The 24113-nt window shown below is 59.9% G+C and carries 26 protein-coding genes; 19 read left to right on the top strand and 7 right to left on the bottom strand.

The features are described from left to right. Positions 1-25: 25 nt before the first annotated feature. The 10 genes from nagZ to FHT77_RS22080 all read left to right on the top strand — a co-directional run bounded on the left by nagZ (position 26) and on the right by FHT77_RS22080 (position 9042). On the top strand, positions 26-1039 hold the full coding sequence (gene nagZ / locus FHT77_RS22125; RefSeq protein ID WP_183756994.1) for a beta-N-acetylhexosaminidase: 1014 nt from the start codon (positions 26-28) through the stop codon (positions 1037-1039). 21 nt (positions 1040-1060) lie between these two features. Next, positions 1061-1921 (top strand): ScpA family protein, encoded by an 861-nt coding sequence (locus FHT77_RS22120; RefSeq protein WP_183756993.1) that lies wholly within the window; start codon positions 1061-1063, stop codon positions 1919-1921. A gap of 32 nt (positions 1922-1953) precedes the next feature. Then, positions 1954-2634 carry an SMC-Scp complex subunit ScpB gene (gene scpB / locus FHT77_RS22115; protein ID WP_183757030.1) on the top strand — a complete coding sequence of 227 codons (681 nt, stop codon included), beginning with the start codon at positions 1954-1956 and terminating at the stop codon, positions 2632-2634. A gap of 185 nt (positions 2635-2819) precedes the next feature. Next, positions 2820-3020, top strand: a complete 201-nt coding sequence (locus FHT77_RS22110; protein ID WP_183756992.1) for a twin-arginine translocase TatA/TatE family subunit — start codon at positions 2820-2822, stop codon at positions 3018-3020. A gap of 49 nt (positions 3021-3069) precedes the next feature. Beyond that, complete coding sequence (gene tatB / locus FHT77_RS22105) at positions 3070-3705, top strand: Sec-independent protein translocase protein TatB (RefSeq protein WP_183756991.1); 636 nt, start codon at positions 3070-3072, stop codon at positions 3703-3705. Next, positions 3702-4529, top strand: coding sequence for a twin-arginine translocase subunit TatC (gene tatC, locus FHT77_RS22100; protein WP_183756990.1), 828 nt, complete (start codon positions 3702-3704; stop codon positions 4527-4529). Before tatB ends, tatC begins: the two co-directional genes overlap by 4 nt. A gap of 91 nt (positions 4530-4620) precedes the next feature. Continuing rightward, entirely contained in the window at positions 4621-5904 is a 1284-nt protein-coding gene (serS, locus tag FHT77_RS22095; protein ID WP_183756989.1) for a serine--tRNA ligase, read from the top strand. Positions 5905-5908: 4 nt separating this feature from the next. Then, a complete protein-coding gene (gene surE / locus FHT77_RS22090; RefSeq protein WP_183756988.1) occupies positions 5909-6676 on the top strand; it encodes a 5'/3'-nucleotidase SurE in 768 nt (255 codons plus the stop codon). A gap of 6 nt (positions 6677-6682) precedes the next feature. After that, a complete protein-coding gene (locus FHT77_RS22085; protein ID WP_183756987.1) occupies positions 6683-7336 on the top strand; it encodes a protein-L-isoaspartate(D-aspartate) O-methyltransferase in 654 nt (217 codons plus the stop codon). A gap of 137 nt (positions 7337-7473) precedes the next feature. After that, positions 7474-9042, top strand: coding sequence for a peptidoglycan DD-metalloendopeptidase family protein (locus FHT77_RS22080; RefSeq protein ID WP_183756986.1), 1569 nt, complete (start codon positions 7474-7476; stop codon positions 9040-9042). Positions 9043-9092: 50 nt separating this feature from the next. Here the strand turns inward: FHT77_RS22080 and FHT77_RS22075 are convergent, their stop codons facing one another. Continuing rightward, positions 9093-9968, bottom strand: coding sequence for an ATP-binding protein (locus FHT77_RS22075; RefSeq protein ID WP_183756985.1), 876 nt, complete (start codon positions 9966-9968; stop codon positions 9093-9095). Between the two features lie 209 nt (positions 9969-10177). Between FHT77_RS22075 and yajC the strand changes: the two genes are divergently transcribed. From yajC to FHT77_RS31520, 8 genes are all read left to right on the top strand, one after another. Continuing rightward, positions 10178-10525, top strand: coding sequence for a preprotein translocase subunit YajC (yajC, locus tag FHT77_RS22070; protein ID WP_114712569.1), 348 nt, complete (start codon positions 10178-10180; stop codon positions 10523-10525). A 56-nt stretch (positions 10526-10581) separates the two neighbouring features. Next, a complete protein-coding gene (gene secDF / locus FHT77_RS22065) occupies positions 10582-13143 on the top strand; it encodes a protein translocase subunit SecDF (protein WP_183756984.1) in 2562 nt (853 codons plus the stop codon). A 4-nt stretch (positions 13144-13147) separates the two neighbouring features. Then, on the top strand, positions 13148-13534 hold the full coding sequence (locus FHT77_RS22060; protein WP_183756983.1) for an Mth938-like domain-containing protein: 387 nt from the start codon (positions 13148-13150) through the stop codon (positions 13532-13534). Positions 13535-13536: 2 nt separating this feature from the next. Beyond that, complete coding sequence (locus FHT77_RS22055) at positions 13537-14388, top strand: phytoene/squalene synthase family protein (RefSeq protein ID WP_183756982.1); 852 nt, start codon at positions 13537-13539, stop codon at positions 14386-14388. 69 nt (positions 14389-14457) lie between these two features. After that, complete coding sequence (locus FHT77_RS22050) at positions 14458-14925, top strand: hypothetical protein (protein WP_183756981.1); 468 nt, start codon at positions 14458-14460, stop codon at positions 14923-14925. Positions 14926-15083: 158 nt separating this feature from the next. Further along, the gene (locus tag FHT77_RS22045) at positions 15084-15743 is read left to right on the top strand and encodes a peroxiredoxin (protein WP_114712573.1); all 660 of its coding nucleotides are present in this window, start codon (positions 15084-15086) and stop codon (positions 15741-15743) included. A 36-nt stretch (positions 15744-15779) separates the two neighbouring features. Beyond that, positions 15780-16817 carry an MBL fold metallo-hydrolase gene (locus tag FHT77_RS22040; protein WP_183756980.1) on the top strand — a complete coding sequence of 346 codons (1038 nt, stop codon included), beginning with the start codon at positions 15780-15782 and terminating at the stop codon, positions 16815-16817. A gap of 24 nt (positions 16818-16841) precedes the next feature. Continuing rightward, the gene (locus tag FHT77_RS31520; protein WP_246720048.1) at positions 16842-17054 is read left to right on the top strand and encodes a GDCCVxC domain-containing (seleno)protein; all 213 of its coding nucleotides are present in this window, start codon (positions 16842-16844) and stop codon (positions 17052-17054) included. A 309-nt stretch (positions 17055-17363) separates the two neighbouring features. Here the strand turns inward: FHT77_RS31520 and trmFO are convergent, their stop codons facing one another. The 3 genes from trmFO to FHT77_RS22025 form a co-directional block, all read right to left on the bottom strand. After that, positions 17364-18797 (bottom strand): methylenetetrahydrofolate--tRNA-(uracil(54)-C(5))-methyltransferase (FADH(2)-oxidizing) TrmFO, encoded by a 1434-nt coding sequence (gene trmFO, locus FHT77_RS22035; protein WP_183756979.1) that lies wholly within the window; start codon positions 18795-18797, stop codon positions 17364-17366. A 76-nt stretch (positions 18798-18873) separates the two neighbouring features. Then, the gene (locus FHT77_RS22030) at positions 18874-20937 is read right to left on the bottom strand and encodes a pyridoxamine 5'-phosphate oxidase family protein (RefSeq protein ID WP_183756978.1); all 2064 of its coding nucleotides are present in this window, start codon (positions 20935-20937) and stop codon (positions 18874-18876) included. Positions 20938-20965: 28 nt separating this feature from the next. Further along, the gene (locus tag FHT77_RS22025; protein ID WP_183756977.1) at positions 20966-21583 is read right to left on the bottom strand and encodes a glutathione S-transferase family protein; all 618 of its coding nucleotides are present in this window, start codon (positions 21581-21583) and stop codon (positions 20966-20968) included. Positions 21584-21710: 127 nt separating this feature from the next. Here FHT77_RS22025 and FHT77_RS22020 point away from each other — a divergent pair, with 127 nt between their 5' ends. Continuing rightward, positions 21711-22580 (top strand): LysR family transcriptional regulator, encoded by an 870-nt coding sequence (locus FHT77_RS22020; RefSeq protein WP_183756976.1) that lies wholly within the window; start codon positions 21711-21713, stop codon positions 22578-22580. A 53-nt stretch (positions 22581-22633) separates the two neighbouring features. Here FHT77_RS22020 and FHT77_RS22015 read toward each other — a convergent pair whose 3' ends face one another. The 3 genes from FHT77_RS22015 to FHT77_RS22005 form a co-directional block, all read right to left on the bottom strand. Next, positions 22634-22837, bottom strand: coding sequence for a hypothetical protein (locus FHT77_RS22015; RefSeq protein WP_183756975.1), 204 nt, complete (start codon positions 22835-22837; stop codon positions 22634-22636). A gap of 239 nt (positions 22838-23076) precedes the next feature. Then, on the bottom strand, positions 23077-23220 hold the full coding sequence (locus FHT77_RS22010; protein WP_183757029.1) for a DUF1127 domain-containing protein: 144 nt from the start codon (positions 23218-23220) through the stop codon (positions 23077-23079). A gap of 298 nt (positions 23221-23518) precedes the next feature. Continuing rightward, positions 23519-23665, bottom strand: a complete 147-nt coding sequence (locus tag FHT77_RS22005; RefSeq protein ID WP_016553779.1) for a DUF1127 domain-containing protein — start codon at positions 23663-23665, stop codon at positions 23519-23521. Positions 23666-24113 lie beyond the last annotated feature (448 nt).

Genomic DNA, 24113 nt, shown 5'->3' with positions numbered 1-24113 from the left:
CGCATGGCACCTCTATGATTCGGATATGACCGAATCAAAAGCGATGATCCTTGGCTGTAGCGGCCACTCACTCACTCCCGAAGAAAAGGCGTTCTTCAGCGCCGAGCGTCCTTGGGGCTTCATTCTCTTTGGGCGCAACATATCGGAGCCGCAGCAGATCAGCGACCTCGTCGCGGAGATGCGGGAAGCAGTCGGATGGCATGCTCCGGTTCTGATTGACCAGGAAGGCGGGCGCGTTCAGCGTATCCGTCCGCCGATCTTCCAGCATTACCCCTCGGGGCAGCAGCTTGGCGATCTCTACCGTCAGGACAGGGAGAAGGGCGTCCGCGCCGCCTGGCTGATGTCGCGGTTGCACGCCTTCGATCTTTCGGGCCTCGGGATCAATGTTGATTGCCTGCCGGTGCTGGATGTTCCTGTGGAAGGCAGCAGCAACGTGATCGGCAATCGCGCCTACGGGGGCAATCCGGAAACAGTCACGGCCATGGGGCGTGCCGCATCCGAGGGTCTGAAGGCGGGCGGCCTTCTGCCTGTGATGAAACACATGCCTGGCCACGGTCGCGGCTTTGCTGACTCCCATCACGAGCTGCCGGTTGTTACGGTTTCGCGGGCGGAACTCGAGGCGCATGATTTTCCGCCGTTCATTGCCATGAAGGACGAATTGATGGCAATGACGTGCCATGTTGTCTTTGCGGCAATCGATTCTGAGCGTCCGGCGACTACCTCCCGTAAGGTTATCGACGGCATCATCCGCGACCATATCGGCTTCAAAGGGCTGTTGCTTTCCGATGATACGTCGATGAACGCGCTTGCAGGTACGATCGGAGAGCGTGCCGCCAACATCATCGCCGGCGGATGTGATATCGTGCTGCATTGCAATGGCCACATGGACGAGATGCAACAGGTTGTCGAAAACGTGCCCGTCTTGCAGCACCAGTCGCTCTTGCGCGCACAAGCGGTGCTGAACGGTTTCCCGACGGCGGATAACGCCGAGGAGGCGGCGGTCCGCGCCGAATTCGACGAGATGTTTGCGACTGTCTGATCGCGGAAGGAGCTGGGCTGGGTGAACACGATAAAGGGCACGGAACGGCTACAGGCCGCGGCAACGCCGATGGACAAGCTGTGGCAGGAGAACGACGCGGAGCGCGCGACCTCCGATCCCGCGCTACTGATCGACGTTGCCGGTTTCGAAGGGCCGCTCGACCTACTGCTCTACCTTGCTCGCAATCAGAAGGTCGATCTCTCCCGCATCTCCGTGTTGGCGCTGGCGGAGCAATATCTGCAATTCATCGAAAGCGCACGGCGTATCCGGATCGAGCTTGCGGCCGACTATCTCGTCATGGCGGCGTGGCTCGCCTATCTGAAATCGCGCCTGCTGATCCCGCAACAGGCCAAGGATGACGGCCCCTCAGGGGAGGAAATGGCGGCAACGCTTGCCTTCCGCCTGAAGCGCCTCGAAGCAATGCGCGAGGCTGCAAGCGGTCTCGTCAACCGCAACCGTCTGGGCCGCGATATCTTTGCTCGCGGTGCGCCCGAGCATATTCCGGACAGGCAGCAGTCAGCATACACCGCTAGTCTCTACGATCTCCTGACGGCTTATGCGTCTCTCAGGCAGCGTCAGGCGGTGACTCAGGTGACGATTGCACGACGGAATGTTTGGTCGCTGACGGATGCCCGCGAGCTTCTGACCCGCATCATCGGCGAGATCGGCGATTGGACGGCCCTGGAAACCTATCTCCTGCGTTATACGGCGTCGCCGGAAGACAGAGTGACAGCAATTGCCAGTGCGTTCGCGGCTTCCCTCGAGCTCGTTCGCGAAGGTAAGCTTGAAATCCGGCAGGACGGGGCCTTCCAGCCGCTCTATATGCGGCGTGGTCCGAAGCACGGGACGCTGCAGGTGGTCGAACAGGAGCGACCGGCGTGACCGATCTGGAAGACGAACATATCGACAATACGATGGCGGAAGATTCAGAGGATGATCTCCGTGCGGAGGCAGAGGCGGAGCGCATTGCCGAAGCACTGGTCTTCGCGTCCGCGCAGCCCGTCTCCGAAGGCTTCATCGCGGACCGCTTGCCGCGTGCGCTGAATGTCCGCGCGATCATGCTGCGCCTGAAGGAGCAGTACGCCCATCGCGGTGTAAACCTTGTCCAAGTGGATGACGCTTGGGCCTTTCGTACGGCGGCAGATCTCTCCTTCGTCATCAGGCGCGACGAGAACGAGGCAAAGAAGCTATCACGAGCGGCCTTGGAAGTGCTGGCGATCATCGCGTATCACCAGCCGGTGACGCGCGCTGAGATCGAAGACATCAGAGGGGTGCAGACCTCCCGTGGCACGCTTGATGTGCTGATGGAGGCTGGCTGGGTTCGCTTTCGCGGTCGCAGGCGCACGCCCGGTCGCCCCGTCACGTTAGGCACGACGCGCGATTTCCTTGACCATTTCGGCCTGGAGGAGATCCGTGATTTGCCTGGCCTTGAAGAATTGAAGGGCGCGGGATTGCTCTCCGGTCGCATACCGGCCAATTTCAATGTACCATCACCTGCGATGAACGACGAGTTGACCGAGGACGAAGATCCGATAACGCAACTCGATCTTGAAGAACTCGGTCTGCTTGCGCCTGGTGGCGCCTCCGAAGACTAGGCGGATTGACCTTTGTTCCGTCACGCATTTCGAAAACAACGCCGATCACGGTTTTTCGAATGTGTATTCTCTTGTCACAGACGGCGATACCGTGACATTAAGCGACAATCTACAGGGAACTTTGATGTTGGAATTGGTGTAGGGAACTCTTACATCAAGGAACATCGCAAAAGGGAGTTAGCGTAATGGGTTCTTTTAGCATGTGGCACTGGCTGATCGTTTTGGCCATCGTGCTGTTGTTGTTCGGTCGCGGCAAGATTCCGGAACTGATGGGCGATGTTGCCAAGGGCATCAAGAGCTTCAAGAAGGGCATGAACGACGACGACAGCACGCCCGAGACCACGGCTGGCAAGACCGTCGATCACAAGGCCGACGAAACCAAGTAATCACCTCCGGGCAAACGTAGCCCCCACGTTTCCCGTCCAGGAGCCTTGAATGTTCGATATTGGCTGGACCGAGCTGCTTGTCATCGCGGTCGTACTGATCGTGGTGGTTGGTCCGAAGGACTTGCCGCCGATGCTGCGTGCGTTCGGCAAGATGACCCAGCGTGCGCGCAAGGTCGCAGGCGAGTTTCGCGCGCAGTTCGACGAGGCGCTCCGTGAAGCCGATCTGGACGATGTGCGCCAGACGCTCGCTGATGCGCAGAAGTTGAACCCCGTCAACAGTTTGCGCGATGCGATGAACCCGCTTCGGCAAATGGGCAACGACATCAAGGCGGACCTGCAGAAGGCGACGACTGTCGACAACAAGACCGAGGTTCCGGCTGCTGCCGTATCGGTGCCTGAGCCGTCGATGAGCCTGCCGGAAACGCCGCCGGTCGTAGCGCCGCCGCCGGCCGCAATCTCGGAGCCGGTCGTGGCGGCAGCAAGCCCGGTAACGGCGACTGTCCAAGAGAAGCCGAAAGCAGTTCGCAAGCCGCGTGCGAAGGCAGAACCTGCGACGGTTGCCGCTCCAATCGAGAAGCCCAAGCGGGCTTCGACGAAGCCTGCGACCGTCAAGAAGACAGCGGCGGTTGCCGCCACAGCCGCTCCGAAGAAGACGGCAGCAAAGAAGAAGAAGGACGACGCATGAGCGGTGAAATCGAAGACAAGCCGCAGCCATTGATCGAACACTTGATGGAGCTGCGTACGCGGCTGATGTGGTCGATCGGTGCGTTTTTCGTTGCGTTCATCGCCTGCTTCATATTCGCCAAGCACCTCTTCAATGTCCTGGTCTACCCATACAAATGGGCCGTGATGTGGGCGAAGCTCGATGTTTCCAAGGCGCAGTTGATCTACACGGCGCCACAGGAGTTCTTCTTCACGCAGGTGAAGGTTGCCATGTTCGGCGGTCTGGTGATCGCGTTTCCGATTATCGCGGCTCAGATCTACAAGTTCGTGGCGCCCGGCCTCTACAAGAACGAGCGCGCCGCCTTCCTGCCGTTTTTGGTCGCGTCGCCGATCCTGTTTCTGATGGGCGCTTCGCTCGTCTACTTCTTCTTCACGCCGATGGTCATGTGGTTCTTCCTGACCATGCAGCAGGCGCCGGGTGAGGGCGATGTCGCGATCTCCCTGCTTCCCAAGGTTTCCGAATATCTCAGCCTGATCATGACGCTGGTGTTCTCGTTTGGCCTCGTTTTCCAGCTTCCCGTGATCACCACGCTGCTCGCCCGCGTTGGCCTGTTGACGTCCCAATGGCTTGCCGAGAAACGCAAGTTTGCGATCGTGCTTGCCTTTATCGTTGCAGCGGTGCTGACGCCGCCCGATCCGATGTCCCAGATCGGCCTTGCGCTGCCGACCATCCTTCTCTACGAGATTTCCATCTACGCGGCGCGACTCGTGGAGCGCCAGCGTGCCCGCGAGGCGGTCGAAGAGGCTGAAGGAACCACGGACGTTGCCAAGACGGACAACGTCTGACGATCTCCCTCAATGAGCGCTTCCAAGCATCCGGTCGAGGCCCAGCCGGGCTTTGGCTGGCTTATCTTTTTTACAACGACCTGGAACGACGATGCTCGATATCAAATGGATCCGTGAGAATCCCGAAGCGCTCGATGCGGCACTTGCCAAGCGTGGTGCCGAGCCTTTGTCTGAAAGCCTGATCGCGGTCGATGAAAAACGCCGCTCGTCCATTCAGAAGGTCCAGGACATGCTGTCCCGCCGCAATGCCGCCTCGAAGGAGATCGGCGCTGCGATGGCGCAGAAGAACAGTGAGCTTGCCGAAAAACTCAAGGCTGAAGTGGCCGACTTGAAGGTGCTGCTGCCGAACGCCGAAGAGGACGAGCGCCAGGCGACCGACGAACTGAATGACGCGCTGTCGCGCATTCCGAACGTCCCGCATGACGACGTACCGGTCGGCAACGACGAGCACGACAATGTCGTTGCCCGGATCGTCGGAGAGAAGCCGCGCTGGAATCACACGCCGAAGGAACACTTCGAGATCGGCGAAGCGCTCGGCTACATGGACTTTGAGCGTGCCGCCAAGCTGTCGGGATCGCGCTTTACCGTACTGACCGGCCCGCTGGCTCGACTGGAGCGAGCGCTCGGTCAGTTCATGATCGACCTGCATACCAGCGAGCATGGCTACACCGAAGTCAGCTCTCCGCTGATGGTTCGTGACGATGCGATGTTCGGTACTGGTCAGCTGCCGAAGTTTGCAGACGATCTCTTCAAGACGACGGACGGCCGCTGGTTGATCCCGACCGCTGAGGTGACGCTCACCAATCTTGTCTCCGGCGAGATCCTCGATCAGGAGAAACTGCCGCTTCGGTTCACCGCCCTGACTCCGTCCTTCCGTTCGGAAGCAGGCTCGGCCGGCCGCGACACGCGTGGCATGCTGCGCCAGCATCAGTTCTGGAAGTGCGAACTCGTCTCGATTACCGATGCTGAAAGCTCGCTTGCCGAACACGAGCGCATGACGGCTTGTGCCGAAGAGGTCTTGAAGCGTCTCGGCCTGCATTTCCGTACGATGACGCTCTGCACCGGCGATATGGGTTTTGGTGCGCGCAAGACCTACGACCTCGAGGTCTGGCTGCCCGGACAGAATACCTATCGCGAAATCTCGTCCTGCTCGGTCTGCGGCGATTTCCAGGCGCGTCGTATGAATGCGCGCTATCGCGGCAAGGAAGACAAGGCGACGAAGTTCGTTCACACGCTGAATGGCTCCGGTACGGCCGTCGGTCGCTGCTTGATTGCGGTTCTGGAGAACTATCTGAATGAGGATGGTTCGGTGACGATTCCAGATGCGCTGCTGCCATACATGGGCGGCTTGAAGAAGATCGAACGGGCGGCTTGAGCCAATGCGCATTCTGCTCACCAACGACGACGGCATTCACGCAGAAGGCCTCGCGGCGCTGGAGCGGATTGCACGGACACTCTCCGACGACGTCTGGATTGTCGCGCCGGAGACGGATCAGAGCGGCCTCGCGCATTCGCTGAGCCTTTCCGAGCCGTTGCGGCTTCGCAAGATTTCCGACAGGCATTTCGCGCTGCGCGGAACGCCTACCGATTGCGTCATCATGGGCATCAAGCAGGTCATGGACATTAAGCCGGATCTGGTGCTTTCAGGCGTCAATTCTGGCTCGAACGTCGCCGACGATATCACCTATTCGGGCACCGTCGCCGGCGCCATTGAAGGCACGCTGCAGGGTGTCCGCTCTGTTGCATTGAGCCAGGCCTACCTGCACCAAGACGGCGCAAGGACAGTCCCCTGGGAGGTCTGTGAGGCGCACGCCCCGGCGCTCCTCGATAGACTGATGACGCTCGAATTGCCCGTTGGGACGTTCCTGAACCTGAACTTTCCGAATTGCAGGCTCGAGGAAGTCGAGGGTGTCGAAGTGACGGCACAAGGTAAGCTCGCCTTCAATCTGCAGGTCGATGAACGGGCGGATGGACGGGGCTTTCCATACTACTGGCTCAGATTCGGCGAGCGTGCCGGCGCCTTCACCGCAGGCACGGATATTCACGCTCTGAAGCATCGCAAGATTTCGGTAACTCCTTTGAAACTGGATTTGACTGATTATTCCGTACAGGACCGCGTGGCGCGGGCGCTTTCGGGTACGGAGTAAATCGCTTTGACTGCACGGTTGGTGGAGAAGGAAGGCTTTGCGGCGCTCGTGTTGAGGCTGCGAGCCGAGGGTGTATCCGATCTGGACCTGCTGACGGCGGTCGAGCAGACGCCGCGGTCATTGTTCGTGCCGCCCCAGTTTGCCGAGCAGGCCTATTCCAGCCGCACGATACCGATCGAATGCGGCTCCTTCATTGAGGGCGTGGATTTCGCGGTCAGGGTTCTGCACCACTTGAAAGTCAAACCGGGGCAACGTGTCCTCGAGGTCGGCACGGGCAGCGGCTTCATGTCCGCCGTCATGGCGCGTATGGCCGAACGCGTGCTGACGATCGACCGCTACAAGACGTTGACGACAAACGCGCAGCGCCGTCTCGATTCGCTTGGGCTCCGGAATGTCATTATCCGCCAGGCCGACGGCAGCGCCGGCCTGCAAGGCGAGGGGACGTTCGACCGGATTCTGGTCACCGCCGCGTTCAACGCGATGCCGCGGTTCTACACCGACCAGCTTGTTTCCGGCGGTTCGATGATTGCCCCTTTGATGATTTCCGAGAATGAGTGTCGCCTGGTGCGGCTTACGAAAACGGGCAGCCGCTTCGAGCGCGAAGAACTGTTCGACACGCCTTATCTCCCGATCGTGCCACGGCTGGCTTCGCAACTTTGAGGCGATCCGCCTGTTGGTGTTGCTATGGTTAGCAATCTCTCAAAAAAATCTCGCGAATTTCGGCACCTTAACCGCGTGGTAATACTAACGCGCTTTAATAAACCCACAAATGGTTGCGTTCATCAGTGGGTCGAGTCATGCGTTTCAGTCTTTCGCCAAGAGTAGGCAAGTCTGCCGGTAATGTCCTGATAGCGGCTTTGCTGGCGAGTACAGTAGCGGGTTGCAGTTCCGATGTGACACGTTTCGGTGGTCTTTTCTCGTCGTCCGGTCAGGATCAGATGACGACCAATTCCATTCCGCGCCGAAACATGAGTGGCCTACAAGCCGATCCAGTTCCACAGGCAGATCTTGCCCAGGGTGGCTATGCTGCGAACAACCAAGCGATGAACCAGCCTTATCCGGCCCAGCCAGCTTACGGCGCCTCCAGCGCCCGGATGGCCTCTGCACCCGTCTCTGTTCAGCGTTCCGAGCTTGCTGCGCCGTCCGCAGTAGCGCCGGCCGCGCCGTCCAGGGAAAAGCAGGTCGCACTCGCTCAACCGTTCCCCGCTGCCGCGGCTCCGAAGAAGTCGGCGCCAATTCTCGTTCCGCCAAAGGCGGCAACCGACTCGATCGTTACCGGCACGACACCCAAGGTTTCCGGCTGGTCAGCAAACAACGCGCCGTCCGTGACCCTTCGCCCGGGTGAAAGCATTACAACGCTCGCCAATCGCTATGGTGTGCCGGAAAAGGAAATCCTCAGGGTCAACGGCTTCAAGACTGCCGCTGCAGCCAAGCCCGGTCAGATCATCCTGATCCCGACCCTCAACGGTGGCAATGCCGCCAAGGCATCTGCCCAGACGGCAGATCTCTCCAAGGGTGGCCACCTGCCGCAGCCTGGTAAACAGCAGGAACAGAACGTTGCGGTCGTGCCGGGCGCGAACTCCGCCCGCGACAAGTCGGTCGCAAATGCGGATTCGTACGGCAAGCTTTCGGCCGGTGCAGGCAAAGGGCCGAAGGGCGCCGGCGGCACTTACGTAGTCAAGCCGGGCGACTCGCTTGCCAAGATCGCCAAGGCGACGGGCACCAGCATCGACGATCTGAAGGCTGCCAATAATCTGTCGGCCGGTTCGATCCGCATCGGCCAGGAGCTCAATCTGCCGGGCGCTTCGCGGGATGGCATGAAGACGGCTTCCATTCCGGCGAAGGCAGAGCCGAAGCCGGTCGCGGAGCCCGCCTCCGCAACGTCGACTGCGGCTGCACAGCCGGCAACCTACAAGGCTCCTGTTGCCACCGAGACGGTGGACGAGGCGGCCAAGAAGGAAGTGGCGTCCGCAGCACCTGAGGCAACCGGCATCGGCAAATATCGCTGGCCGGTCCGTGGAGCCGTCATTGCGGCCTACGGCGCCAACGTCAACGGCAGCCGCAACGATGGTATCGACATTTCCGTGCCGCAGGGTACGCCGATCAAGGCCGCCGAAAACGGCGTGGTGATCTATGCAGGCAACGGCCTGAAGGAACTCGGCAACACGGTTCTCGTCCGCCACGACGACGGGACGGTCACTGTCTACGGCAATGCCGATACCCTGAGCGTCACCCGCGGCCAGAAGATCCAGCGCGGCCAGACGGTTGCCGTCTCCGGGATGAGCGGCAGCGTCAAGCAGCCGCAGGTCCACTTCGAAGTCCGCAAGGATGCGACTCCGGTCAACCCGATTACTTTCCTCGAATAGGTATTGCGTCCGAGGGTGCTCAAAAGCCCGGCCTCAAAGCCGGGCTTTTGTCATTGGGCGCGGTCGAGCGCGATACGCATCCGGCCGGCGAGATCCTGAATGTACTGCCACGCGACGCGGCCGGAACGCGCACCACGGGTCGTCGCCCACTCCAGCGCCTCCGCATGCATTTTCTCGCGATCGACCGGCAGCTTGAAATGGTCAGCATAGCCGTCGATCATCGTCAGATAGTCGTCCTGGCTGCATTTGTGGAAGCCAAGCCAAAGGCCGAAGCGGTCGGAGAGCGAAACCTTCTCTTCGACCGCTTCAGAAGGGTTAATCGCCGTCGACTGCTCGTTCTCCATCATGTGACGCGGGAGCAGGTGGCGGCGGTTCGAGGTCGCATAGAAGAGGACGTTGTCCGGTCGACCTTCCACGCCGCCGTCAAGGGCTGCCTTTAGCGATTTGTATGCCGTATCATCGTGATCGAACGAGAGATCGTCGCAGAAGACGATGACACGATGCGGCGTGTCCTTGAGAAGATCGAGCAGTGTGGGGAGGCTCGCAATGTCTTCGCGATGCACTTCCACCAGCTTCAGTGATACTCCACTCTCGCGCCGCACGTCCTCGTGAACAGCCTTGACGAGCGAGGACTTGCCCATACCGCGCGCACCCCAAAGGAGAACATTGTTTGCCGCATAGCCTTCGGCAAAGCGCACCGTATTCTCGTGCAGGATGTCCCGCACGCGGTCGACGCCGCGGATCAGCTTCAGGGCCACGCGATTCGGGCGAGCAATCGGCTGGAGGTGCTGGCGGGCAGGGGACCAGACGAAGCAGTCTGCCGCGTCCCAGTCGTTGATCGCCGGCGCCGGACCAGCCAACCGGTCGATGGCGTCCGTCAGCCGGCGCAGCTCTGCCAGAATGGCGTTGTTGACGTCTTCGGCCATGGGCCTTCCTCCTGAATTCTGGTTGCGACCAGCGTGCTGTGTCTTTTGCCTGCGGCGTAGCATGGCCTTTTGCGAGCGGAAAGGTTATGAGGCAGCGGAATCGGTACGGTTTCCGGCTCTTTCTGTTGCATTCGCAAAGACCATAATTATAGTCCGGCCACCCGAGAAAAGGCGGAGTTCCGCCACCGGAAAGTTTTGAGGAGTTTAGCATGTTCATCACCCCGGCATTTGCCCAGGCTGCCACCGACACCGCGGCGTCGCCGTTCGGCTCTGGCCTTGAAATGATCATCCTTTTCGTGCCGCTGATGGTCGTCTGGTACTTCCTGCTGATCCGTCCGCAGCGCGCGCAGGCCAAGAAGCGTGAAGAAACGCTGAAGGCGATCCGTCGCGGCGATCAGGTTGTCACCGGTGGCGGTCTCGTTGGCAAGGTTACCAAGGTTGTTGACGACAAGGAGCTCGAAGTGGAAATTGCAGACGGCGTTCGCGTTCGCGTCGTCCGCACCGGCATTACGGAAGTTCGCGTAAAGGGCGAGCCGGTCAAGGCGGACGCTGCATAATATTGCAAATCCAGCTGTGAACCGGATTGGGCCGGGTCGGAAATAGTCGAGAGAAAATGCATCGTTTTTCCCGCCTGAAGGCCGTTCTGATCCTGGTTCTGGTAGCGGTGGCCGCGGTAATCGCGGCCCCAAATCTGTTATCGAACGCGCAGCGCTCTACGCTGCCTGCATGGCTGGCCGGTAGCCGCGTTGTCCTCGGCCCTGATGTCCAAGGCGGTTCCCATCTGCTTCTCCAGATTGAACGCGCCGATATCGTGAAGGATCGGCTGGAGCGCACTGTAGCGGATGTTCGCGGCAAGTTGCGCGAAGCCAACATTCGCTACACCGGCCTGACTGGCACAGACCAGGATATCACCGTCAAGATTACCGATGTGAGCCAAGTGGATGCTGCCGTCCACGCGTTAGACCCGCTGACCGTGGCGACAAAAAGTGGCTGGTTCGGAGGCTCTGTCCAGAGTGTATCCCTGCAGAAGGGCAACGACGGACAACTTTCGTTGCGAATTTCCGACAACAACATCGACGAGGGCACCGTAGCCGCTCAGGCGCAGTCCCTGGCGGTTGTAGAGCGGCGCATCGCCGGCCTTGGGATAACGGATTTTTCCGTTCGCGCCGATGGTAACGACCGTATCGACGTCAAGGCCCTCGGCTCCATCGACGTGGAGCGGCTGAAGAACATTTTGAATGAGCCTGCCCAGCTTTCAGTTCGGCTGATCGATGAAAGTATGTCCGGGCAGCAAGCTCTTGCCGGTCGCTGGCCGGCGACATCGGAGGTGCTCTACTCGCTTGACGATCCGCCCGTTCCGTACCTCGTCGATCGAACGGATTTCGTCACGGGCAAGAATCTGGTGGATGTCCAAGCGGTTGCCGATGCGCAAGCGGATGCGGTCGCGATCACCTACAAGCTGGATGCTGAAGGGACCGAGCAGCTCGCACAGAAGACGCGCCAGAACATTGGCCGGCACCTTGCCATACTCTTCGATGATCAGGTCATGGCGGCGCCGCTGATCAATGCACCAATCCTGGATGGGACCGGACGGGTTCCTGTCAGTTTCAGCGAGGATGGAGCTCGCGATCTTGCGCTGATGTTGCGAAGTGGCGCCCTGCCGGCGACATTGACGACCGTGGAAGAGCGCACCGTCAGCCCGGCCCTCGGCGCGGAATCGAAGCGCGCCGGTCTGGTGGCTGGCTTTGTCGCCGCGATCCTTGTTACCGGTTTGATGTTTGCCTTCTATCGCAAGCTCGGCATCATCGCGGGTATTTCGCTGGTCCTGAATCTCCTCCTGATTCTCGCCGTGTTAAGCGTGATCGGCGCAACACTGACGCTGCCCGGCCTCGCAGGCATTGTCTTGATCATAGGCATGGCGGTCGATGCCAACGTGCTCGTCTACGAGCGCATCAGGGAAGAGGCGAAAGCAGGCCATTCCTTCGCGGACGCGATCGATAACGGGTTTTCGCGTGCATTCCTGACGATCCTTGACGCCAATGTCACGATCGTCATTGCGGCAGTCATTCTCTACTACCTCGGCAGCGATACCGTTCGCGGTTTTGCGGTAACGCTCGCGGCGGGGATTCTGACGACTGTCTTTACCACCTTCACGCTGACCCGCTGGATCGTCGTCACCTGGCTTCACCGCAAGCATCCGAGGCACCTGCCCAGGGATGTGCAGACGGGTATCTTCGATCATGCCAACATCCGGTTCATGGGCATACGGCGCTACACGTTCACGGTGTCGGCGGCACTTTCGATCCTGGCCATGATCGGCTTTGCAACGCTTGGCGCAAATCTTGGGGTGGATTTTGCCGGCGGGTCGTTGGTGGAGGTCAAGGCGAAGCAAGGAAATGCCGATCCGGATGATATTCGCGCCCGTCTCGGTGACCTGAACATTGGGGACATCGAAGCACGCCGCCTATCCGACGCATCGACAGCGCTGGTTCGTATCCAGTCGCAGGGCGGTGGCGAGAATGCCGAACAGTCGGCGATGACGTTGCTGCGCGATGAGTTGGCGGACGACTACGAAATCCGTCGGGTCGAGGTCGTCGGCCCTGCCGTGTCCGGAGAGCTGACCAGGGCCGCGACATTCGGCCTCCTTGGTTCGCTTGCCGTCATTTTGTTTTACATCTGGCTCCGCTTCGAATGGCAGTTCGCGGTCGGTGCGATCATCGCGACGCTCCACGATATCATCCTGACGCTTGGCCTCTTCGTGTTGACCGGTATGGAATTCAATCTGACAAGCGTTGCGGCCATCCTGACGATCGTTGGCTATTCGCTCAACGATACGGTGGTGGTCTACGACCGAATGCGCGAGAACCTGAAACGCTATCGCAAGATGCCCATGCCAATCCTGATTGACGCTTCCATCAATCAGACCCTGTCGCGCACGGTTCTGACGGCGGCGACAACATTGCTCGCGCTGCTAGCGCTCTGCCTTTTCGGCGGTGAGGTGATCCGCCCCTTCGCCTTTGTAATGCTATTCGGCGTTGCCATCGGCACCTTTTCCTCCATTTACATAGCCGCGCCCGTGCTGATCGCGTTCAAGCTCCGCCCGGACGCGATCGATAGCGATCAACATGAGAAAGTGGCCGAGCCGGAGACAAACCCCGGCAATCCGGCAGTGTGAGAATATGGCAAGAGGCATAGAAATCCGCGAGGCGCATTTTCCAGGACGTGCGCCCATCGACACTTACGGCAATGGCGGCTTCCGTTTCGCCGATATGTCCCACCGCGGGTCCATCCTGTGCCTGCCATCCGGCATTTATGGCTGGGACATGGATGCGTCGAAGCCACTGTCGATCGAGAATTTTCAAAAGGTGATCGACGAGGCTGCCGAGATCGAGGTCCTGCTGATCGGCACCGGAGATGATATGCGCCCGATTCCGGCCGATCTGAAGGCGGCGTTGAAGGCCGCGGGTATTTCATCGGATCCCATGAATACCGGTGCTGCAGTTCGGACCTTCAACATCATGCTGATGGAATCCCGCGCGGTTGCCGCGGCATTGATAGCGGTCTGACAATGGCCGATCAGTCTTTGACGAACCAGGATCTTTGCCTGGCGACGCTCCGCGACAATGACCGCGACCGCTACCTTGCCTGCCTGCTGTCGCCGCAGGAGAAGCGCGGCGCTCTGGCAGCGCTCTACGCCTTCAATGCCGAGCTTGCGCGTATTCGCGATCTGGTGCACGAGCCGCTTCCCGGTGAAGTGCGCATGCAGTACTGGCGGGACCTGTTGGAGGGCAACGCCCACGGCTCCACCCAGGCAAATCCGATTGCCTCGGCCCTATTGACTGCCGTGGATCACCACCGCTTGCCGAAACAGACGCTCGTGAACATGGTCGATGCTCGTATCTTCGATCTCTACGACGATCCGATGGAGACGCGCGTTTCGCTCGAGGGATATGCCGGCGAAACGGCATCCGCTCTCGTTCAACTGGCTAGCTTGGTACTTGCACCGACCGAGGCTGCCGCTTCCGCAGAAGCCGCCGGACACGCAGGCGTTGCCCAAGCGATCGCCGGTCTTCTGCTTCTGATGCCGTTGCATCGCCACCGCGGGCAACTCTACGTTCCGCTTGAAATCCTGTCAGCGACCGGACTTGACCGCGAAACATTTCTCGCCGGTGAAGATAGGGCCCGGATCTCCGCAGCGATCGAAGCCTTTGCTGGGCTCGGCCGCGACCATCTCGCGAAGGCGAGAAACGTCGCAATAGCTCCAAACGTGTTTCCGGCCTTCCTGCCAGCTACTCTGGCGGAGCCGGTCCTCGTCAGCGCCCAGAAGGCCGGCGCAGGACTGTTCGAACGTCAGCTTCAACGGTCGCAGTTGCGGCGCCAGACACGCATGCTGCTTGCGATGATGCGCAAGAAAATCTGATCCTGTTTAAACTCGCGCAAGGCTCGTGTGTTATAACGACGCCATTGCCGTTTTTGATCGGAGAGGGATGTGAGCATAGTCGTCTGGGGCGTTATTTTCGCGATCGTCATCTTCATCGCCTTCATCTCGACGCGGATGGCTGCGCAGAACAAGGAAGACGGTCTCCACGATACCGGGCTCGCCATCATCGAGTTCAACCGCGCTTTCCCGAATGAAGCAATCCGCCAACTGCAGGCGACCGCCAACGGGCAGGCGGTGTTCGTGCGCCTGCATGACAACAAGGCAGGCTACATGCGCAGTATGCAGAGGCACTATTCATGCCACGTCATCGAGCCGGGCAGGGTGCGCGTTCTAAGCTCGGAAACCGGCAAGGGTCTCAGCATAGAGTTCCTTGACGCGCCGCATCAGAGCGGCACGTTCGAATTCGCGTCCGCCAGGGAAGCGTCGGAGGTCTCTCTCTGGCTCCTTGGCAACTATGTGGCGGAGCCGGACAAGTCCCTGCCGCCCCACAATTCCACAATCGCAAACCGCCACTAAGGAAGCTTGGCGCTGCTATTTCCGTGGCCGCTGCGGCACCTCGCGTGAGGCGTTGCTGCGGCCGTTTTGCCGTTGCCTACGGCCTGAAATAGGCGCAAGATTTAGGCTCATCCGGTAAAGTTTGAGTTTGTATTCAAAAGCGCTATGGGAGGTGCGTGATGCTTGCAATCAATGATACCGCTCCGGATTTCGAAGCCCAGACAACCGAAGGCAAGATCAGTTTTCACGAATGGATGGGCAATTCCTGGGCGGTGCTGTTTTCGCATCCGAAGGACTTTACGCCCGTATGCACGACCGAACTCGGCTATATGGCACGGATCAAGCCTGAATTTGACAGGCGCGGCGTGAAGATCATCGGCCTTTCCGTCGATCCGCTTGAGCGCCATGCCAGTTGGATGAAGGATATCGAGGAAACGCAGGGTTATCGTCCCAACTATCCGATGATCGCCGACGTCGATTACACGGTGTCGAAGCGCTACAACATGCTGCCCGCGCTGGTATCCGGTGATCCAACAGAGCGCACGCCGGCCGATAACCAGACCGTACGCAATATTTTCGTGATCGGCCCTGACAAGAAGATCAAGCTCGTTATGGTCTATCCCATGACAACCGGTCGCAATTTTGATGAGGTGCTGCGGGTCATCGATTCCTTGCAACTCACTGCAAAGCACAAGGTCGCCACGCCGGTGAACTGGAAGAATGGGGAGGACGTGATCATTGCCGGTTCTGTTTCCGACGAGGACGCGAAGAAGCAGTATCCGCAGGGTTGGCGGGCCCCAAAACCCTATATCAGGATCGTGCCGCAGCCGCACGGATAGTCGCTCGCAAACCATGTCGCCACGAAGGAGGTGGGGATGATCTTCCGGCAGCTGTTCGATCCGGTATCGAGCACCTATTCCTATTTGCTGGCAAGTCGGAAGGGGGGCGAGGCACTGATCATCGATCCAGTGCTGGAAAGGGTCGAGCGCTACCTCCAGCTCATCCACGAGCTTGATCTAAAGCTGGTCAAGGCCGTGGATACCCATCTCCATGCCGACCACATCACCGGTCTTGGCGCGCTGCGCGACAAGACCCATTGCATCACCGTGATGGGAGAGCAGACAAAGGCCGATGTCGTCTCGATGCGTCTCTCCGACAACGACACGCTGACGATCGAAGGGCTCTCCCTCGATGTGATCTATACGCCGGGCCATACGGACGATTCCTACAGTTTCGTTTTGCCTGACCGCGTATTCACCGGCGACACGCTGCTGATCCGTGGTACCGGCAGGACTGATTTCCAGAATGGCGATCCCAGGGCTCAGTACGAGTCGATCTTCGGGCGGCTTCTGAAGCTTCCGGAATCGACCTTGGTTTTCCCGGCGCACGACTACAAGGGAGATACGGTTTCCACTATCGGTGAGGAAAGGGCCTTCAACCCGCGCCTGCAGGTGAAGTCAGCCGATGAATATGCCGAGTTGATGAACAATCTGAAGCTGGCGAACCCGAAGATGATGGATGTCGCGGTCCCCGCGAACATAAGGGTTGGAATGAACCAGGACAATGTCATGCGTCACGGCTGGGCGCTGACCGCGCAGCAAGCGCTGGGCGTCGTCGGTCTCGGCGATGTCGCGCTGATCGATCTGCGCGAGAATGCCGAGCGACAGCGAAACGGCACGATTCCCGGGTCGTTGCACGTTCCCTATCCTTCGCTCGAGGAAAGCATAGGGGCCGGTGGGACGCTCCATGAACTGGCAACGTCAACCCGCAAGAGGCTGCTCTTCTATTGTGCCTTTGGTGAACGATCGGCAATGGCCGTACAGGCTGCGCACGACGCTGGTCTTCCGCTGGCCTTTCATATTCAAGGCGGCATCGACGCCTGGAAGAAGGCGGACGGACCGATCGCGCGCTAAGGGCAGCGTGATCGAGATGATGCTATGGAACGGCGGTCAATTCTGACATGTCCCATCTGCGGCCACCGGGCGGTGGAGACGATGCCGGTTGACGCGTGCGTCTGTCGCTATGAGTGTCGAAGCTGCGGAACAACGCTCACGCCGAAGCAAGGGGATTGCTGCGTCTTTTGCTCATACGGATCCGTTCCCTGTCCACCGGTTCAGGCCTGCGGGGCAACCGTTCCGTCATCACGCTAGGTGGAAGATCGCCGCGTAGTGGTATGGTGAGAGATCCTCCGCGTGCGAAAGCCGGCCGCCTCAACGACCGCGCGGACAGAATCGGCTGACATGCGCATTTCGGCGTGGGCTGCCAGGGACAACCGTTTCTTCCCGCCGCTCCGGATGCTAGCTGGCGATGCAGAACAACTCGCCTCGTCTCAGAACCGCCCTAACGGAATGTGAAAGTCTCGTTTGGTCAGGAACGCCGTGGAACGTATTGGCCATCAAGACAAATCGCCCGGCTCGTCGAAAGACGATGACCTTGAGAATGCTGTTACAAGCGTCCGCTCACGCACTCTCCGCGAGTTTGACGTCGAGCCCCAACCAGCTCGCACAATCGCCAAGCGCGCGCCTTGCGATCAACTGGCGCTTCATGATGGTCTTGTCCTTGCCGCGGAAACGCTTGACGCCTTCGGGCTTGACGATCGAACCGGGCTCGAGTTCGGGAAAGAGGCCGAAATTGATGTTCATCGGCTGGAACGATCGCTTGCCAGGCTCCTCGTCGTTGACGATGTGGCCGCCGGTGATGTGGCCGAGCAGCGAGCCGAGCGCTGTCGTTGCGGGCGGCAGTGAAACGTCCTCTCCCTTGCGCTCGGCTGCGGCGAACCGGCCGGCCATCAACCCGACGCTTGCGCTTTCGACGTAGCCTTCGCATCCGGTGATCTGACCGGCGAAGCGCAGTCCTCGGCGCGACTTGAGAGTGAGCGACGGGTCGAGCAGTGTCGGCGAATTGATGTAGGTATTGCGATGGAGACCGCCAAGCCGGGCAAACTCGGCGTTCTGCAGTCCCGGGATCATCCGAAAGATCTCAGCCTGGGCGCCGTATTTCAGCTTCGTCTGAAAGCCGACCATGTTGTAGAGGGTACCGAGCGCATTGTCCTGCCGCAGCTGGACGACCGCATAGGCCTTGACGGTCGGGTTGTGCGCATTGGTCAGGCCCATCGGCTTCATGGGGCCGTGGCGTAGCGTCTCGCGGCCGCGCTCCGCCATCACCTCGATCGGAAGGCAGCCATCGAAATAGGGCGTGCCTTCCCATTCCTTGAAGCCGACAGTGTCACCGGCAATCAGGGCGTCGACGAAAGCATTGTATTGCTCTTCGGTCATCGGGCAGTTGATATAGTCCTTGCCGGTGCCTCCGGGGCCGACCTTGTCGTAGCGCGACTGGTACCAGCAGATATCCATGTCGATGCTGTCGCGATGAACGATCGGCGCGATCGCATCGAAGAAGGCGAGTGCGTTGGCACCCGTCTCGGCCTGGATGGCGTTTGCGAGGGCAGGGGCCGTCAGAGGACCGGTCGCAACGATCGCAAGATCCCATTCCTTCGGCGGCAAGCCGGTCACTTCTTCACGAACGACCGTTATCAATGGGTGGTCCTGGATCGCTTTGGTAACGGCGTCCGAGAAACCATCGCGGTCGACGGCCAGTGCGCCACCGGCGGGAACCTGGTGCTTGTCGGCGCATGCCATGATCAGCGACCCCGCCATGCGCATCTCGGCATGGATGACGCCGACCGCATTGCTGGTCGCGTCGTCCGATCGGAAGGAGTTGGAGCAGACGAGCTCGGCCAGGCCGTCGGTCTTGTGAGCGTCGGTGCCGCGCACGCCGCGCATCTCGTGCAGGATGACAGGCACGCCGGCACTTGCGATCTGCCAGGCCGCCTCTGAGCCGGCGAGCCCGCCGCCGACCACATGGATGGGAGAATGGGAAGAGGTCTTGTTCATGCGCGGCTGATTACCACGCTGGGCCGGCGCAGGAAACCGAAGAATTGGCGAGGGCTCTATGCCAACGCCGATGGCCTCATATATCCAACTCCAGCCGAGCGGCCGTGTCGCTCGCCGCAGGCACAGCGCAACAGATCAGCGCTTCGTCATCGGCGACGTCCGCGGTCGGCTCCTTGATATAGGCGACGGAACCTGACAGGATTTTCGTCCTGCAGCTTCCGCAATTGCCGAGGCGACAGCTGAACTCGGGCGCCAAGCCGCGCTCTTCGGCAAGCTCCAGCAACGTGCCCGATCCCGGCTCCCAGCGTGCTTCCTTTCCGGAGCGCATGAAATAGACCGGCTGCGGTTCCTCCGCGGTTCGTGCGGACCACCGCGTAGTCTCGTCCCCCGACCGCTGGAGCGATGCGGGGCCAAACGCTTCCGCATGGATTCGTCCATCGGCAACATTCAATCCGCGCAGGCCATCATAGACTGACTGCATGAAACCTGGTGGACCGCAAAGATAGAAGTCATAATCGTTGAACGGCAACACGCTGGTCAGCAGCGTCATGTCAACGCGCCCCTGCTGTTCGTAGTCTTCGCCGCCGACTGTATCACTCGCATCACTGAGTAGCCGGACCAGCTTGACGACGCCACCGGACGCGGCGGCGAGGGCATGAAGCTCGGCATCAAAGGCGCGCTCCGGCTTGTTGTGAGCCGAGTAGATCAGCCAGGTCGGCCGTATCCGCCGCGTCCGCAGCCCCTCGTAGACGATATGCCGAAGCATTGCGAGCAGTGGTGTGATGCCAATGCCCGCCGCCAGCAGGACGGCAGGGCGTCTCTCCGCGGCGTCAATCGTGAACGCGCCGGCCGGCGCGCGGACATCGATGACGTCGCCTTCTCGGATAACGTCATGAAGATGCGTCGAAACTAGCCCCTCTCGCTTGACGCTGATGCGATACACGCTGTCGGAGGGAGCAGAGGATATCGTGTAAGTACGAACCAGCGGCGAGCCAGCTCCCGCTATGTTGACGCGAATGGGCAAATGCTGCCCGGCGATATGGGGAACGATCCCGCCCGCATCTATAGGCTCAAGATAGAATGAGCGCACGCTTGCGCTCTCCTGCACGACATGTGCAACGCGGAACGGCCGCCAGCCCTTGGCAAGGACAGTCGCGCGAAGCCGGGCGGCGGCCTCATTCCAACTTCCGGTCATCAGGGAATTCGGCGACTGGCCATCAGCACGCGAACGCCAGCGGAGCGGCAGCGCGCCCGCCCTGTAGACGATCTCGCTCGGACGAAAACACCATAGCCGTTCGGCACCCTGGAAGGCGGCGATTTCAGGCGATTCCAGAATGACCCACGCTTCACCAGAGAGTTGGAGTAGATCGCCGCTCTCGAAATCCGCGAAGACTAGCCCGGCCCGCGGATTGGCAACGATGTTGCCGAGCGTGTTGAAGAAGAGGTTGCCGGCAAAGTCGGGGATTGTCAGAACGCCGTCCTCGCCGATTCTCACGAACCCCGGCCTGCCGCCGCGATGCGAGATGTCGATCTGCCGCTCGCCATCGCGATCGACATAGGATGCAACAAAAAACGTATCCGCCTTCGCAATCATCTCTGCTGGACGGCCGCCGAGACTGTCTAAACGGACTGGGGGTGGCTCGGCCGGCTGCAACGGATCCCGCACGAACTCGAAGTCGCGCAGCTGTATATATTGCGGGCAGTTGCCATATGATTGTCCGACGCGCACATCGAAGCGGTCGGGTCCGGTACGGTGGATCGTTCCGTTCAGACGGTTTCGGCGGCGCGTATGGAGCTCGATACCGAGCATGGCGACCGCGTTGCCGTCCTCCATCCCTTCATCGGCCGGGTCGAAAGGCGTGCGCGGAAGACCGACACTCAGGGTATGAATGTCGGGGCTGTGCAGGAATCCCGGCCGATTGGCGCGCAACGTCGCCCAGGGGTTGCCTTCCGTGTCCACGCTTCCGAGGGCGATGAAGGGTAGCTGCGGATAGAATTCGCGGTGCTGATCGATCAGGTAATCTCGCAGCACGCGACGGCCCACTTCGTCCATTCGCTTGGCGACGCCGACCTTGTCCTGAAGCGCGACCTCCCCGGCATGCCAGGGAGAAGGCTTGGCGCCGCCTATTTCGACAGACATGGCTGCCTCCTTTCTCGGCTGGTGTGCCTCAAGCCGCTTCGACTATGCCGACGGGCGATTTCTGGAATGGCTCAAAGCCGGGCAGGCCCTCGATCCGCTTGAGCCATGCCGTCACGTTGCGATACGCCGATCGATCGACATTTCCTTCCGGTGCGCGGGCGATATAGCTGTAAAGGGCGACATCGGCGATGGTTGGTCGGCTTGCGGCGATCCATTCACGATCGACCAGCCGGTCATCGATCAACTGCAGAATGCGATGAGCCCGCGCGATCACTTCGCCGCTATCGAATGTCGCGCCGAACAACGTCACGAGCCTTGCCGCACAAGGGCCATAGGCAATCTCGCCGGCGGCAACCGAAAGCCACCGCTGGATCGCCGCCGCGGCTGCAGGCTCCTCCGGAAGCCACCCTTCGGGCGCGTACTTCTTGGCGAGGTAGACGAGGATAGCATTGGAGTCGCTGATAACGACATCGCCATCTTCGAGCACCGGCAACTGGCCGAACGGATTGAGCGCCAGGAACTTGGCGCTCTTGTGTTCCCTGGCAGCAAGGTCAACTTGCACGACCTCGGCGTCGATACCGATAAGCGACAGGAAGAGATGAGCGCGATGGGAATGGCCCGAAAGGGGATGCGAATAGAGCTTCATCAGTCTGATCTCCACGTTGCGATAGGTCGGATAGTAATTGTTCCTTGCTCCATGTTGAATTACGATAACGCACAAGAGACTATTTCATTTGGCGGAATAACGGTGGGTGATGGATCGACTTCAATGCATGAGAGTTTTCGTCAAAGTCGCCGAAACGGCGAGCTTTGCGCAGGCCGCTCGCCAGCTCCATATGAGTGCCCCGGCCGTCACGCGCGCAGTCGCCTCTCTCGAGGAGGCCACCGGGGCGCGGCTCTTCGTGCGCTCAACACGCTCCGTAAAGCTGACGCCGTCCGGCAGCCGCTATGCCGATGACTGTCGGCGCATCCTCGGGGATATTGACGAGGCGGAAGCCTCGGCGGGCGGATCTCATGCAACGGCATCGGGGATCCTGACGATCACAGCGCCGGTTCTGTTCGGTCAGATCTATGTCATCCCGATCATGACGGAGTTTCTCAGTCTGCACCCGGCCGTGACAGGGCGTGCACTCTTCTTCGACAGGATGGTCAATCTCGTGGAGGAGGGCATCGACGTTGCCGTCCGCATCGGACACCTGCAAGACTCGGATCAGCAAGCAGTCAGGGTCGGTAGTGTCCGCCGCGTCGTATGCGGCGCGCCCGGCTATTTCGAGAGCCACGGCGAACCGACGACGCCGGCGGACCTTGCCCGGCACGTCACGATCGTCAATACCGGGTCGTCGGCGCCGCTGGAATGGCACTTTGCGCCGGACCACGCGCCCGTGAAGCTTCACCCACGCATGTATTGCAACACTGTCGGTGCATCGATCGAAGCCGCGGTGACCGGGTGGGGGCTCTCACGGACCCTGTCCTATCAGGTGGCGGAACACCTTGCGGCCGGTCGGTTGAAAACAGTGCTCGAGGAGTACGAGGAAGAGCCTTTGCCAATTCACGTCGTTCATGTGGAGGGGAGACATGTCTCGGCGAAGACGCGTGCATTCGTAGATTTTGTGGCTCAGAAGCTAAAAGCACTCGGCCTCTGAGCGGGGAGCGGAATGCTGACGTGGGGTTGGACGCACAGTGGTGATGCACATCTTCATGCCGTTGCTCTGGCCGATGTTTCGTAGCGTTTGGACATGAAGCTTATTCGGTCGAGATTATTCAGCAGATCGACCATGTCGCATGCTTCGCGCCACGTCATCCTAGCCATCGGAACGCCGTTCAGTTCAGCCGGGCGCTGTGTCGTGGCGTCGACGACTGTCCAAAGGCCGTCCTCCATCCGAAGATTATATCGGCACATTCCGCATGTCTCCGTTATGCAACGGCCGGATACTTTCACAATGGTTAATATTAGTCCACCCTAAAGGACGACCGATATCGCGCGTATCAACAGGCTGGCAGAATGTTCATTTCGCATGTTGCGCTTTGATCTCGGAGATCCGGGTCCAACCGAATGGTTGGCGTCTGTATTGGGCAATAAGGCCCCAGAATCAAAAACGGCGCCGTAGCGCCGTCTTGGAAGCTTAGCGCTCGCCGCTATTAGCGGAACGAGCGGGAAGCGATGTTGCGGATGTCGTAGCGGCTAACGCCAATGTCGGCGAGCGTCTGGTTGGAGAGGCTACCAAGTTCGCTGAGCGTGCGGCGGTAGCTAATCCAGCTCTTTGCAATGCGGATCGGGTTCATGTTCATCTTCCTCAAAGTGACCGTCGAGAGCGGCGCCATCGCCGCCTGATCGTTGATCACTCATATAGATGTTCTCTGTCATATTGTGCAGTGCAAAGAAAAGGCATCTGCTATGCAATTGTGCATGCGATGCTCATTTCGGATGCAGGGTTACTATCTGGGCGCCGCCCCTTGAGAACCCGATTCCGGCCACAACCATTGCGGAAGCCGGTAGCCAGACAAAAGAAAACGCCCGTTGCCATTGGCAGCGGGCGTCTTGGGTAAGCGATCTGCTTGGGAGGATAGCGGATCGTTTGTATTAGCGGGCAGAAGCCTCGCGAGCAACGCGCTGGATGTCGGAGCGATCGATGCCGAGATCGTGCAATTCGCGGTTGGTCATGCGGCCGAGTTCGGTAACGGTCTGACGATACTTGCGCCAGTTGTTGAAAGAGCGTGTGAAGTTCATTTTGGTCCCCTTTCCTAGGGCTTGCGATTTGCCAGCTGCCGCCGATCGGCGCTGACCTCTATTTGATGAACTGAAATATATGTTGCAGTGCGAAACTTCGCCAGAGACAAGATTTCAGAGCACCTATGCAATAGATGCAGGTCTAGAACCGCTTATTGCATGATTTGGCCACTATCTGGTCAATCAATAGGCAGAATGCCTTGCTGCCGATCGGTTCGGGGCTGTTTTCCGGCCGCTGGGGCGCAGGGCATCCTGTGCCTAACAGGTCTCAGGCAAAGTTCGCTCGGTTCGCTCGTCGCGAGCGACGATTTTTCCGTTTGCTTGCGAGGGCGGGCCTGGTGGTCATATCTGTCGTGCGCGAGCTTCCGCCTGAGCGATTGTCATGGTCCTGCCGCAGATCGCTGGAAACGTTGGGCTTAGGCGGCTGTGCTCCGAAAACAAAACGCCC

Origin of the sequence: Rhizobium sp. BK181 (assembly GCF_014193305.1) — a bacterium.
In the GTDB taxonomy this organism is placed as follows: Bacteria; Pseudomonadota; Alphaproteobacteria; order Rhizobiales; family Rhizobiaceae; genus Rhizobium.
The sequence above is the reverse complement of the archived record's forward strand: the minus strand, read 5'-3'. Positions and strand labels throughout refer to the sequence as shown.